Raw genomic sequence first — 13,244 nt, 5'->3', positions numbered from 1 at the left:
GGATTTCTTTTTATTTCATAGGAAATTTCTCCGAAATTCCCTATGAAACAAAAACGCTACCCGCGGACTTTGCTCTATAGGAGTTTTTTATGGAATTCCTATACCATACAAAAAAACATTGCAGACTTTGAACGTTGTTTTCAACCGGGATCGGCGGATCCCGCCGTCCGGAGTTTTCCGGGGACGGGAAAGGGATGATTACATCATCTTTCCGAGGATCTCGTTACTTCTCTTGATGAAGCTGGTCATTCTCTCCGGAGTCAGGGTTCCGTGACTGAGCTCGGCCAGATCATAGAGCTGCTCGCAGAAGAGATTTACATTTTCACTGTCCTTGTTTTCCAGGACATATTTTACCAGTTTGTTTTCGCTGTTCAGAATGAGGGTTTCCGCCTGCTGGGCGAACATAGAGGTATCCATGCCGCCGTTTGCGCTGTACATCTTCATCATGTCGTCCATACGTCTGGATTCCTCATCCACCGTGATCATGGAAGAAAGGGATTCGTCCTTCAGCTTCTCGACTTTCACTTTCAGACGGTCGTTGGAGAGTGCCTTGCGGAAGACATCGGTCAGAGTCTTCTCGTTCTCCTCCAGGACCTTCTTGTCATCCTCGGAAACTTCACCCTTCATGGTGTCATTCAGGTCGGCGTCGACACGGATGAACTTCAGGTTCTCGCTCTTCTGCTCCAGGTTGGAGATGAACGGGCTGTCGATCGCAGTCGGCAGGATGACCGCATCCTGCTTCGCCTCACGGAACATATTGATGTACTGGCTCTGTTCCTTCACGTCGGTGGCGTAGAAGATCTTGTTTTCGTGGTTCTCCTTCTTTGCCTCTTCCATCAGATCCTTCAGAGTCAGGTATTTGTTGTCGAGATTCTTGAAAATGATGTAGTCATTCATCTTCTCGGCGAACTTCTCATCGCGCAGGCAGCCGTACTTGATGAACGGAGCGATGTCGTCCCAGTATTTCTCGTAGGACTCACGGTCTGTCTTGCACATGCCGGAGAGCTTGTCAGCGACCTTCTTGGTGATGTAGTCGGAGATCTTCTTGACAAAGCCGTCATTCTGCAGTGCGCTTCTGGATACATTCAGCGGCAGATCCGGGCAGTCGATGCAGCCCTTCAGAAGAAGCAGGAACTCCGGGATGACTTCCTTAATGTTGTCGGCGATAAATACCTGATTGTTGTAGAGCTTAATGGTTCCCTCCGCTCTCTCGTACTCGAGATTAACCTTCGGGAAGTAGAGAATACCCTTCAGGTTGAACGGATAATCCATGTTCAGGTGGATCCAGAACAGCGGCTCACGGTAGTCACGGAACGTCTTGCGGTAGAATTCCCTGTACTCCTCGTCGGTGCACTGGCTCGGGGTTTTGTTCCACAGCGGATCGGTATCGTTTACCGGAACCGGTCTCTTCAGGATCTTGTATTTTTCTTTCTTCGGAGAAACTTCCACGGTCTCTTTTGTGCCGTCTTCCTTCTCTTTCTCCTCGGTCTTTGCCTCTTCAATGACCGTCTCGATCACTGTGTCCTTATCGGTGAGTTCGTCCTTCTCGATCTCCTCGTACTGCGGCTCGGCGTCTTCATTGATCAGGAACACGCGGATCGGCATGAAGCTGCAGTATTTGTCCAGAACTTCCTTTGCGCGGTATTCATTGCAGAATTCCACGCTGTCCTCGTTCATGTGGAGAACGATCTTTGTGCCGACGGTCTCTTTGTCACCGTCTGCCATATGATATTCCGTGCCGCCGTCGGACTCCCAGTGAACTGCCGTCGCGCCGTCGCGGTAGGAGAGAGTATCGATGGAAACGGTATCCGCAACCATGAAAGCAGAGTAGAAGCCGAGACCGAAGTGACCGATGATCTGGTCTTCATTGGCCTTGTCCTTGTATTTCTCCAGGAAATCCTTTGCGCCGGAAAAAGCGATCTGATTGATGTACTGCTCCACCTCGTCCATGGTCATTCCGAGACCGTTATCCTCGATGGTGATGGTTTTGTTCTTCTGGCTGACTGATACCGTGACTTTGTAATCCGGATCCGCCGGCTCGGTGTATTCGCCCATCAGAGCCAGTTTTTTCAGTTTGGTGATCGCATCACAGCCGTTGGATACGAGCTCGCGATAGAAAATGTCGTGGTCGGAGTAAAGCCACTTCTTGATAATCGGAAAAATGTTTTCGCTGTTGATCGATAAGCTTCCAGATCTTTCTGCCATGTTCTTACATCCTTCTTTCTCTATGCTTTTCCGGGAGAAATCCCGGTTCCTGTTTATACAACACCACATATTTTAGTACGAGGAAAACGGAAAGTCAATAGCACTCAATCAAAGTGAGTGCTAATAGTTCCACTGACGGAATCGATGCGGGCAGATTGTCTCTTGTTTTTCAGGAAAACTGTGCTATCATATTCAACATACATACTTTAACATTTAAAAGCGTTAAAACGTTTTGGCTGTGACGATTTCAAATGAAAGCAATCGAAGCTGAGAGCAATCGAAGCTGAGGGCAATCAAGGCTGAAAGCAACCGAAGCTGAAAGCAATCAAAGCTGAAAGCAGTCAAAGCTGAAAACAATTTAAGCTCAAAACAATTTGGAAAGGAAATCCGATATGAAGCTTCAGGTCAATGTACCCGGAAAAGAATATGAAATCCTCTGTGAACGCGGCCTTCTGGACCGGGCGGGAGAACATTTGAAGGGACTTCTCTCCGGACAGCTCTGCGCGGTCGTCACCGATTCCAATGTCGGTCCGCTCTACGCGGACCGCGTCGTGAAAAGCCTGGAGAGCGCCGGATTCCGCACCGGATTGATCACCATTCCGGCGGGGGAAAAGAGCAAAAATCCGGAGATGCTCCTGAATCTCTGGAATGAGCTGATCGAAATGGGAATTACGCGATCGGATACGGTCATTGCGCTCGGCGGCGGTGTGGTCGGTGATCTGGCCGGTTTTGCGGCGGCCTCCATCCTGCGCGGGGTCCGATTTGTTCAGATTCCCACCTCGCTTCTCGCTCAGGTCGATTCCTCTGTGGGCGGAAAGGTCGCCATCGATCTTCCGTCCGGCAAGAATCTTGCCGGGGCTTTCTGGCAGCCGGCGGCTGTCCTGATTGATCCGGGCTGTCTGGACACGCTGAGTGACCGCGTCTTCAACGACGGAATGGGTGAGGTGATCAAATACGGCGCGATCCGGGATGCGGAACTGTTTGCGCAGCTGGACCGCGACGGCGGCCGGGCGGGGGTGATGAGCCATATCGGTGACGTCATTCTCCGTTGCTGTGATATCAAACGGGCGACGGTGGTCGAGGACGAACTGGATAACGGCGGCGCGCACGGCGGCCGTCTCGTCCTGAATTACGGACATACCTTCGGTCATGTCTATGAGCAGACCTACGGTTTTGAGACCTACACTCACGGAGAGGGCGTGGCGGCCGGTATGGTGACGGCGGCACGGATCGGCGAGGAGATGGGCATTACCCCTGCGGGGACAGCGGACCGGATCTGCGCGGTGCTTAAAAAATACGATCTTCCGTGTGAGATTCGCGTGACCGAGGAAGAAGTGCGGCATACCATTGGCAAGGATAAAAAGAACCGCGGCGCAAAGATTCACTTCATTTATCTGAAGGAACTCGGCGACGGAGAAGACCGGTTTATGCTGATGGAGGAACTGATAAATACCGCATTTCATTTACACGGGGAATGAGCCAAAGCCCACGCCCCGGTGAGGCTTCGGCGACTGCCGCGAAACGCTCAAAACCCGCGAAGCGTATTTCGACTCGTTGACAGACATTTTTTGCATTTTGCATGAAATCGTAATATAATTGGGATATCTCAGTGTTTTGCAGTCGCGCACGACGGACTGCACTTCCAAACATAAGGAGGAAATATTCATGCTCGTTAATGCAGCAGAGATGGTCAATGCGGCAAATGAAGGCCATTACGCAGTAGGTCATTTCAACATCAACAACCTGGAGTGGACAAAGTCCTCTCTTCTGGAGGCAGAAGCAAAGAAGGCTCCGATCATCCTTGGTGTATCCGAGGGTGCAGGAAAGTACATGGGTGGTTTTAAGACCGTTTCCGCGATGGTACATGCTATGGTGGATGAGCTCGGAATCACGGTTCCGGTAGCACTTCACCTGGATCACGGAACATATGAGGGCTGCTACAAGTGTATCGAGGCAGGATTTACATCCATCATGTTTGATGGCTCCAAGTATTCCTTCGAAGAGAATCTTGAGAAGACAAGAGAGCTTGTCAATGTGGCACACCATCTCGGACTGTCCATCGAGGCAGAGGTTGGCGCAATCGGCGAGAACGGTGTTTCCAACAAGGGCGAGTTTGCGGATCCGGAAGAGTGCGCAAAGATCGCAGAACTCGGCGTAGACTTCCTGGCAGCAGGTATCGGCAACATCCACGGCAAGTATCCGGCAGACTGGGCAGGCCTCAGCTTTGAGACACTGGATGCCGTTAAGAAGGCAGTAAACGGACTTCCGCTGGTTCTTCACGGCGGTACCGGAATCCCGGATGACCAGATTCAGAAGGCAATCAGCCTCGGTGTTGCAAAGATCAATGTCAACACGGAGTGTCAGCTGTATTTCCAGGAGGCAACCCGCAAGTACATCGAGGCAGGAAAAGACCTCGAGGGCAAGGGCTACGATCCGAGAAAACTCCTTCTGCCGGGCGCAGAGGCGATCAAGGAGATCGTTGGAATCAAGATGGATATGTTCGGTATTTCCGGAAAAGCGGAATAACAGGACAGTGATAATCGGCATGCAGCGGAGCATCGGCTTCGCCGCATGCCTTTTCCATGCCCTTCGTTTTCACGGATGAAGGAAACGAAACATCAAATTGAATTTTTTTGAGATTTTTGGTATATATATGTCAGACTTTTTGAGTAACTCGATCACCGCGCCCCGCCGGAGCAACAATCCCGGCAGTCAGGAAGCTGTCAAATGAAAGAAAACAACATCAATGTTCCTGCATTATTCGGAGAGAATGTATTCAACGACGATGTCATGAAAGAGAGCCTGCCGAAGGCTGTATACAGGAAACTCCGCCGCACCATCGATGAGGGCACCGATCTGGACCCGACCATCGCTGATATCGTTGCGGAGGCCATGAAGAACTGGGCAATCTCTCACGGGGCAACCCACTATTCTCACTGGTTTCAGCCGCTGACCGATGTCACAGCGGAAAAACATGATTCTTTCATCTCCGTACCGGATGAAAAACGCCATGTCATTATGGAGTTTTCCGGAAAAGAGCTGATTCGCGGTGAACCGGATGCATCCTCCTTCCCGTCCGGCGGACTTCGTTCCACCTTCGAGGCGAGAGGATATACGACCTGGGATTGCACGTCCCCGGCTTTCCTTCGCTATGATGCGCAGGGGCCGACTCTCTACATTCCGACCGCATTCTGCTCGTATACCGGTGAAGCTCTGGATAAGAAGACGCCGCTTCTGCGGTCTCTGCAGGCGATCAATACGCAGGCACTTCGTATCCTTCGTCTGTTCGGCAATACCACGTCCCATCGTGTGTATGTTTCGGTCGGACCGGAGCAGGAGTATTTCCTGATCGATAAGAAGCAGTATCTGAAGAGAAAAGACCTGATCTACACCGGAAGAACGCTGTTCGGCGCAAATCCGGCCAAGGGTCAGGAGATGGACGACCACTATTTCGGCGCGATCCGCCCGAGAGTCGGCGCGTTCATGAAAGAGGTAAATGAGCGTCTCTGGAAGCTCGGCGTTCCGGCAAAGACGCAGCATAATGAGGTTGCGCCGTCCCAGCATGAGCTGGCTCAGATCTACGAGGAGGCGAACCTCGCGCAGGATCACAACCAGCTGGTAATGGAGACAATGAAGCGTGTTGCCGAGGATCAGGGACTGATGTGCCTTCTGGCGGAGAAGCCTTTTGCCGGCATCAACGGTTCCGGTAAGCACAACAACTGGTCTCTTTGCTCCGATGACGGAATCAATCTCATTGATCCGGGAAAGACTCCGCATGAAAACATGCAGTTCCTTCTGGTTCTGGGCTGTATCCTGAAAGCGGTCGACCGCCATGCCGATCTTCTCCGTCAGTCCGCCGCTGTTCCGGGCAACGACTGGAGACTGGGTGCCGCGGAGGCTCCGCCGGCGATAATCTCCGTGTTCCTGGGCGAGCAGCTCGAGGATGTCATTGACCAGCTCTGCAGCACCGGTGAGGCGACCGGTTCCAAGCAGGGAAGAATCATGAAGACCGGTGTCAACACGCTTGCGGACTTCACAACCGATGCGACAGACCGCAACCGTACGTCGCCGTTCGCATTTACCGGAAACAAGTTTGAGTTCCGTATGGTCGGCTCTTCGGCGTCGATCTCGGGGCCGAATGTTGTGCTGAACACCATCGTCGCGGAGGCGTTCCGTGAGGCGGCGGATGTGCTGGAAAAGGCAGATGACTTCCAGCTGGCACTTCACGATATGATCAAGAAACTCTTCCTCGATCACCGCCGCATTATATTCAACGGCAACGGTTATTCGGAAGAGTGGCTGAAAGAGGCGGAGAGAAGAGGACTTCCGAACTATAAGGCCGGCATTGAGTCCGTTCAGGCGCTGACCACCGACAAGGCGGTCAAACTGTTTGAGTCGTTCGGCGTATATTCGAAGGTTGAGCTGGCCTCCCGCGCGGAGATCGAGTATGAGATCTACGCGAAGACCGTGAATATCGAGGCGAGAGCGATGCTGAACATCGCCGGCAAGGAGATCATTCCGGCGGTTGTGAAATACACTACCCGACTTGCGGATTCCATCAACAGCGTCCGCATGGCATGCCCGGAAGCGGATATCAGCGCACAGCTTGAACTTCTGAAGGAGACGTCCGGCCACCTCAGCGAGATGCGGAAGGCACTCCATGTACTCCGCGATGAGACGGCCGAGGCAAGCGGGATTGCGGATGCGAAGGAGAGAGCATTTGCCTACCTGCGAAAGGTTGTTCCTGCGATGCAGGCACTCCGCACTCCGGCGGACACGCTGGAAATGATGTGCGACAAAGACCTTTGGCCGTTCCCGAGCTACGGCGATATGCTGTTCGAGGTTTAAAACGGCCGGGATACAATCCACGGCAAAGCCCTGTAAAAGATCCGGAGCAATCCGGTGTGAAAAAGAGCGGAGCGAAGCTCGCTTCGTGTCAACGAAACAGAATCAGGCCGGCGGAGTGCTTTCGGGCACTTCCCGGCCTGATTTTTACAGAAAAGAGAATATCATGCAGAAATATTTTGATATCAACGAAGGCGGATTCAGCATCCGCTGTAAGATCTATTTTCAGAAAGACATCCGGGCGGTAAAGAATATCGTCATTGCGACTTACGGCTTCGGCGGAAATAAAGACAACAAGGCATCCGAAAAGTTTGCGGACCGGATTATCGGCAAGTACAAGAATTATGCGGTGATCTGTTTCGACTGGCCGTGCCACGGAAAAGACGCCCGCAATAAGCTCATTCTGGACGAGTGCCTGACTTACCTCCGGCTGGTCGGCCGTTATGCGAGGGAAGAGCTCGGCGCGGAGCATCTTTACAATTATTCTTCTTCGCTCGGAGCCTATCTCACGCTCCTTCTTCTTGCGGCGGACGGGACAAGTGAGTATGAACGCATGGCGTTCCGGTGTCCGGCACTGCGGATGTACGATTCTTTTGCGGCCGGGATTACGGAGGATGATTGGGATAAGCTTCGGAAGGGAAAAGAAATCCTGCGGGGTTATGACCGTAAGATCAAAATCACGCAGGATTTTCTGGACAGTTTAAAAGAAAATGATGTGATGCAGAAGGATTATCTGGATTATGCGGATCAGATCCTGATGATTCATGGAACCAAGGATGAGATGGCGCCGATCTCCGTTACGGAGGAATTCTGCGAAAACAATGTGGTGGAACTGATTCCGGTGGAAAATGCGGATCATCCGTTTTCGAATCCGGATTATATGGATTTTGCGATCGGAAAGATCATTGAATTCTTCGCACCGGAGTCAAAATGACATATTCTGCGGATTTCGCCCGCCATGCCTGGTCGGCGCGGATTTCGGTCCGTTATGCCTGACAGGCGCAGATGCCGGTCCGTTACGCCTGATCGGCGCGGATTTTATCGTCTGTCTGAGCCTTGTCCGGCACGGAACGGCCGGTGCGGAGCCGGAAGCAGATCCAGCCGATGAAAAAGCCGGCAATGGTCGGAAGGAGCCATCCGAAACCGTCCGCAAAGAACGGAAGTTTTGCCTCAAGGAAAGACAGCGCACCGCCGAGGTTTGCCGCCGCGATCCAGTCGGCCGGAAGCGCGCGGACGAAGTCAAAGACGGAACTGATCACGGCTGCCGTCATCATGCCGAGACGGATCTCAACCGGGAGAGGAACGATGTGTCCTGCCACGGCAAGAACGATCAGCGTGATGGCGATCGGATAGAGCATCATCAGAACCGGAAGAGAGATCTTGATGATGGAGGACAGTCCGGCGTTCGCGATGACAAAGGTAATCGTGGAGAAGAGGATTGCCCATTTTTTGTAGGAGAGCACGCCCGGGAACATTTCCACGAAGCAGGATGAGCAGCTGGTAACCAGTCCGATGACGGTCTTCAGGCAGGCGAAGAAGACGATGCCGGCCAGAAGAAGCGCGCCGTATCCGTGGAAATAGTAGGATGCAATGTCGGAGAGAACCGCGCCGCCGTTATCGGAAAGAGCAGCGAAGCCACGGCTTCCGGCCCCGGCGAGAGCGACAAGGACATAGATGAACGCCATGAGTACACAGCTCAGGATTCCGGCCCGAACCGTGTTTCTGGCAACGGCAGACGGTTCGGTTACGCCGCGGCTGCGGACAACGTTGATGACAACGATGCCGAACGCGAGACCTGCCAGTGCATCCATGGTGTTGTATCCGTCAAGGATTCCCTGCGCGACCGCGTTCGTGCCGTATGCGCCGACAGCGTCGAAGGAAGCGATATTTCCGGTCGGATGAGTCAGTGCGGTGATGAGAAGGATGCCGAGAACCACGAAAAAGATCGGGTTCAGGATGCGGCCGATCCAGGTCAGGATGTTGCCCGGCTTCAGGGAGATCGCGAGGGTCAGAATGTAGAACAGGAGAGAGAACAGAAACAGTCCTGTCTGACTGCTGATTCCGGCCGGAAGAATCTGACGGATGCCGACTTCATACGGAACCGTCACGCATCGCGGGCAGGCAAAGAACGGTCCGATGGCGAGATAGAGCGCACAGGTAAATGCGTACGCAAAGCGGTCGCCGATCCGCTTCCGGCACAGGTCACGAAGACCTTCGGAGCCGGTGATGCCAATGGCGACGACACCAAGAAGAGGCATACCGACGCCCGTGACGAGAAAGCCCGCAAGGGCCGGAAGGACGGCGGATCCCGCCATCTGTCCCATGTAGACCGGGAAGATCAGGTTGCCGGCACCGAAGAACAGGCCGAACAGCATACTGGTCAGGGAGAGGGTTTCTCCGAACGTCAGGTTTTGTTTCATAATAAAGCCTCCTGATATGATGTAATCGAATGGTAACAGTGTATCAGAGGAATGAAAAATAGAAAAGCACAATCAAGTTTCGTTTCGAGAAACAGAAAAAATATTTTTGTTTCCTGAAATGAAATTTTGCGTTATAATCCGGGCAACAGAAGAAAAAAATACGGTTTCCGGGCGAAATGGATATTTATAAGAAACTTTTTGGAGGAAGGGCATTTGGAGACGGGAAGAGGCAGGACAGGAGGAACCACGATGACAGAACAGGATGCGGGAAGCCGGATCGGCAGCAGAATCCGGTTTTTCCGGAAATCAAAACATATCACGCTTCAGCAGCTGGCGGACCGGATTCACAAGAGCCGGGCGACGATGTGCAAATACGAGAACGGAGACATTTCCATCGATGTGAATTCGCTCTATGACATCTGCTGTGCGCTGAATGTGCCGATGAACGAACTGATCGATATGCCGCTTCCGGAAAAGGAGGATCCGGGGGATATTCTTCCGGGGCATACGGACGAAAGCCCGTTCTTTAAATCCAAAAGGATGTATTTTTATTTTTATGACGGCCGGTATAATCATCTGAAGGACGGAATCATCAATATCGGTGAGCGCGATCCGAAAACGGGAGATTACAGCTGCACGCTGTCGATCTGCATTGTGTCACCCAGCGGACGTACCAGCGAACTGTTCTACACCGGAAGAGTGATCTACGGTGAGATGCTGATCCGGTTCTCCTTCATCAATTCGTGCAACACGCTGGAGGAAGCGCTACTGTATATTTTTAATCCGCTGGAGCTCCGCGATGAGACGGTAGGACTTCTGTGCAGTATTTCCACGGCAGATCTGGTTCCGTGCTCGTTCAAATGTCTTTTGACGCTCACGCCGAAGGAGCCGACGGAGGATTTCCGGAGCAAGCTTCTCTTTACCGATGCGGAGCTGAAGCGGATGAAGAAACTGAACCGTCTCCTCGTGACGAATGTGTGATGGCAACAAACGGCAATTCTTGACAGCAACACGGGGTCTTACTATAATAAATCGTATCGAAAACTATGTTACGCGGTTGCGTAATTTTACCAGGAGGCCGTAATGAGCTACAGAATTGTTGGTGACAGCTGTTCCGATCCGACAGAAGCAATGAAACAGGACCCGCATTTCCGCTTTGTCCCGCTGACACTGATCGTCGGAGACACCCATGTCACAGATGACGAGACTTTCGACCAAAAGGCATTTTTAAAACTGGTCGCCGAGAGCCCGGAAGGACCGAAGACCGCGTGCCCGTCACCGGAGCAGTATCTGAGAGAATTCGAGTGTGATGCGGATATGGTTTTTGCGGTTACCCTGTCCAGCAAACTCAGCGGCTCTTATCAGTCCGCGGTTATCGCGAAACAGATGTATGAGGAGCACCACGGAGAGGATAAGAAGATCTTTATCGTGGATGCGCTGTCGGCCGGCTGCGGACAGACCAATATCTGCCTTCGCCTGCAGGAACTCTGCGAGGAGGGAAAATCATTTGAGGAGATCGTGGAGACGATCACCGAATACCGCGACGGGATGAAGACACTGTTTGTTCTGGAAAGCCTCGATGCACTCAAGAAGAACGGACGTCTGACCGGACTTGCGTCTGTGATTGTCACGGTTCTCAATATCAAACTTGTCATGGCCGGAATCGGCGGAGTGATTCATAAGCTCGGACAGGAGAGAGGAATCGACCGCGCTCTGAAAAAAATGGTATCGATCGCGGTGAACGAGGGGACGGACTTTGAGAAGAAGCGCCTCTGCATCACGAATGTGAACTGCCGGGAGCGCGCGGAAAAAGTGCGGGATATGCTGACATTCCAGGTAAAATTCCGCGATGCGGTGATCGTGGATGCCGCCGGTGTATCGACGGTATACGCCAGCGACGGCGGAATTATCGTAACGTTCTGATTCTGCGGAAAAGACCGGGATGTTCCGGCGCGGGGAGCGCTGCGAGCATATCCGGAGACGGTGAGAATAATGAAACGGAATGTGAGAAAAACATTCCGGCGTAAAAGCTGCGTCCTTGTCCGGAATTCCGGGTGGGGATGCAGTTTTTTTGTGTTATGGAAAAGAGCTTTGTACTTCCGGTGGCACGAAAAACGCTGCGCGAGGATGCGCGCCGCTAAGGAGAAGAGGTCACCTTTCGGTGACCGGCGGCGGCGCGAAAAGTTCACAGGCCCCCCACAGGAGTGAGGAAGGGGGAGTTGAAGTGCGCCGGCGGAATTTTTCTTACAGGAAATGGCCGCTGAAAACCGGCAGACAGGGGTATCTGTGTGAAAAAGTCCTGAAAAAATCATATCTGTCTTTCGAATTGACGAACAATGTGGTAATCTTTTAATAGGATAACATCCAAAATAAATTCATGGAGAAGTCCTCTCAAAGGGGGACTTGTATGAAAGGAGAACATTATGCTTCAGATCGATAAGCATGCGGAAGAAAAGGCACTGACACTGGTACTGACGGGAAGACTGGATACGACAACGGCTCCGGAACTGGAATCGGTCGTTAAGGAGAATACCGCCGGAGTGGAAAAACTGGAATTTGACTGCTCGAAGCTGGAGTACATTTCATCCGCAGGTCTTCGTGTGCTGCTGGCATCCCAGAAGATCATGAACAAGCAGGGAAGCATGGTTGTGCGCAATATTTCGGAAGAAATCAGGGAGATTTTTGATGTAACCGGATTCTCGGATATTCTGACTATCGAGTGATAACCGGACAGACGATCCTGATGACCGGATCGCGCAGCAGCGATTCGGTAGGACGTTCCGAAAAGGAGTGCTTTCAGACGGCTCCGACGTGAGGAAGGAGGCGATCACGGTGATAGAGAAACATGAACTGCAGATTGATGCGACGACGGAGAATCTGCAGACAGTGTTGGATTTTGTGGACGAACATCTGGACAGATTGAATTGTTCCGCAAAAGCCCGTATGCAGATTGATATCGCTGTGGAAGAAATTTTTGTAAACATAGCAAGTTATGCATATTCGCCGGAAACCGGAAAGGCAATTCTGAAAGTGGAATCGGACGAAGAAAGCGGAATGGTCCGGATTGCCCTTGCAGACTGCGGGATCCCGTATAATCCGCTGGAGAAAGGGGATCCGGATGTCACTCTGGCAGCAGAGGACAGGGAGATCGGCGGTCTCGGAGTTTATATGGTAAAAAAGAGCATGGATGATGTGCTCTATGAGTTTAAGGACGGCTGGAATGTGCTGACGCTGATAAAGCATTGCTGAGTCCGATATTGCGGAAAGACGGGACGGCATGAGCAAAAATCATTACAAATATGTGAGAATACAGGGAAAAGCCCTCGCGGAAAATACAATGTTTGCCAAGGGCGTATTCAGTATGTGCTGGCAGATGATACGGGATCAGGTGATGGACGGCGAGGACGCGGATCTCTTTCTGGAGATCGACAGCTGGTTCGCTGAGCACCTTCCTTTTCCGCCGCAGTGCAAAAAGCAGGAGGCGGTTATCTGCTGGTTCAAGACGGAGAATTCCGAAGAAATGATGAAAATGATCCGGCCGGCACTGTGGCTGCTTGACCGGTATTCTCAGCCGTATTATCTCGTCTACACGAATTATCCGGGCGAGATCGTCTATGAGGATCAGTATCAGGTGGCAGCCAGAACCGACGGGATTTTACAAATTGACAAACTGCAGGAGTCCTGGTCACCGGAAGAGTGACGAGGACTCCGTATTCTGCCGGCGGAGGGGAAGATCATGGCCGCTCACAGCACAGAATAGAGAATAAGAAAACG

At 52.2% G+C, this 13,244-nt stretch carries 11 protein-coding genes; 9 read left to right on the top strand and 2 right to left on the bottom strand.

Going from position 1 to position 13,244, the window contains the following annotated elements:
* Nucleotides 1–198: 198 nt before the first annotated feature.
* Entirely contained in the window at nt 199–2,205 is a 2,007-nt protein-coding gene (htpG, locus tag BR86_RS0101140) for a molecular chaperone HtpG (protein ID WP_031471181.1), read from the bottom strand.
* A gap of 392 nt (nt 2,206–2,597) precedes the next feature.
* Between htpG and aroB the strand changes: the two genes are divergently transcribed.
* The 4 genes from aroB to BR86_RS0101120 all read left to right on the top strand — a co-directional run bounded on the left by aroB (nt 2,598) and on the right by BR86_RS0101120 (nt 7,984).
* Nucleotides 2,598–3,683, top strand: a complete 1,086-nt coding sequence (gene aroB / locus BR86_RS0101135; protein WP_031471180.1) for a 3-dehydroquinate synthase — start codon at nt 2,598–2,600, stop codon at nt 3,681–3,683.
* Between the two features lie 187 nt (nt 3,684–3,870).
* Nucleotides 3,871–4,731, top strand: coding sequence for a class II fructose-1,6-bisphosphate aldolase (gene fba / locus BR86_RS0101130; protein WP_031471179.1), 861 nt, complete (start codon nt 3,871–3,873; stop codon nt 4,729–4,731).
* Between the two features lie 201 nt (nt 4,732–4,932).
* Nucleotides 4,933–7,053 carry a glutamine synthetase III family protein gene (locus tag BR86_RS0101125; protein ID WP_031471178.1) on the top strand — a complete coding sequence of 707 codons (2,121 nt, stop codon included), beginning with the start codon at nt 4,933–4,935 and terminating at the stop codon, nt 7,051–7,053.
* A gap of 163 nt (nt 7,054–7,216) precedes the next feature.
* A complete protein-coding gene (locus BR86_RS0101120) occupies nt 7,217–7,984 on the top strand; it encodes an alpha/beta hydrolase family protein (RefSeq protein ID WP_031471177.1) in 768 nt (255 codons plus the stop codon).
* 82 nt (nt 7,985–8,066) lie between these two features.
* Here the strand turns inward: BR86_RS0101120 and brnQ are convergent, their stop codons facing one another.
* On the bottom strand, nt 8,067–9,470 hold the full coding sequence (brnQ, locus tag BR86_RS0101115) for a branched-chain amino acid transport system II carrier protein (protein ID WP_051684494.1): 1,404 nt from the start codon (nt 9,468–9,470) through the stop codon (nt 8,067–8,069).
* Between the two features lie 249 nt (nt 9,471–9,719).
* Here brnQ and BR86_RS0101110 point away from each other — a divergent pair, with 249 nt between their 5' ends.
* From BR86_RS0101110 to BR86_RS0101085, 5 genes are all read left to right on the top strand, one after another.
* A complete protein-coding gene (locus BR86_RS0101110) occupies nt 9,720–10,451 on the top strand; it encodes a helix-turn-helix domain-containing protein (RefSeq protein ID WP_031471175.1) in 732 nt (243 codons plus the stop codon).
* A 102-nt stretch (nt 10,452–10,553) separates the two neighbouring features.
* On the top strand, nt 10,554–11,393 hold the full coding sequence (locus tag BR86_RS0101105; RefSeq protein ID WP_031471174.1) for a DegV family protein: 840 nt from the start codon (nt 10,554–10,556) through the stop codon (nt 11,391–11,393).
* Nucleotides 11,394–11,893: 500 nt separating this feature from the next.
* Nucleotides 11,894–12,193, top strand: a complete 300-nt coding sequence (locus BR86_RS0101095) for an STAS domain-containing protein (protein ID WP_038287395.1) — start codon at nt 11,894–11,896, stop codon at nt 12,191–12,193.
* Between the two features lie 109 nt (nt 12,194–12,302).
* Nucleotides 12,303–12,719 (top strand): ATP-binding protein, encoded by a 417-nt coding sequence (locus tag BR86_RS0101090; RefSeq protein ID WP_242841540.1) that lies wholly within the window; start codon nt 12,303–12,305, stop codon nt 12,717–12,719.
* A gap of 28 nt (nt 12,720–12,747) precedes the next feature.
* The gene (locus BR86_RS0101085) at nt 12,748–13,170 is read left to right on the top strand and encodes a hypothetical protein (RefSeq protein ID WP_031471171.1); all 423 of its coding nucleotides are present in this window, start codon (nt 12,748–12,750) and stop codon (nt 13,168–13,170) included.
* Nucleotides 13,171–13,244 lie beyond the last annotated feature (74 nt).

Source organism: [Clostridium] aminophilum DSM 10710, from assembly GCF_000711825.1.
GTDB classification, from domain to species: Bacteria; Bacillota; Clostridia; order Lachnospirales; family Lachnospiraceae; genus Clostridium_R; species Clostridium_R aminophilum.
Note: the sequence above shows the minus strand (reverse complement) of the source record. Positions and strands in the feature narration are given on the sequence as shown.

Excerpts from the sequence above, each read along its gene's own strand:
- htpG (WP_031471181.1), bottom strand. The coding sequence starts at position 2,205 with ATGGCAGAAAGATCTGGAAGCTTATCGATCAACAGCGAAAACATTTTT.
- aroB (WP_031471180.1), top strand. The coding sequence starts at position 2,598 with ATGAAGCTTCAGGTCAATGTACCCGGAAAAGAATATGAAATCCTCTGT.
- fba (WP_031471179.1), top strand. The coding sequence starts at position 3,871 with ATGCTCGTTAATGCAGCAGAGATGGTCAATGCGGCAAATGAAGGCCAT.
- BR86_RS0101125 (WP_031471178.1), top strand. The coding sequence starts at position 4,933 with ATGAAAGAAAACAACATCAATGTTCCTGCATTATTCGGAGAGAATGTA.
- BR86_RS0101120 (WP_031471177.1), top strand. The coding sequence starts at position 7,217 with ATGCAGAAATATTTTGATATCAACGAAGGCGGATTCAGCATCCGCTGT.
- brnQ (WP_051684494.1), bottom strand. The coding sequence starts at position 9,470 with ATGAAACAAAACCTGACGTTCGGAGAAACCCTCTCCCTGACCAGTATG.
- BR86_RS0101110 (WP_031471175.1), top strand. The coding sequence starts at position 9,720 with ATGACAGAACAGGATGCGGGAAGCCGGATCGGCAGCAGAATCCGGTTT.
- BR86_RS0101105 (WP_031471174.1), top strand. The coding sequence starts at position 10,554 with ATGAGCTACAGAATTGTTGGTGACAGCTGTTCCGATCCGACAGAAGCA.
- BR86_RS0101095 (WP_038287395.1), top strand. The coding sequence starts at position 11,894 with ATGCTTCAGATCGATAAGCATGCGGAAGAAAAGGCACTGACACTGGTA.
- BR86_RS0101085 (WP_031471171.1), top strand. The coding sequence starts at position 12,748 with ATGAGCAAAAATCATTACAAATATGTGAGAATACAGGGAAAAGCCCTC.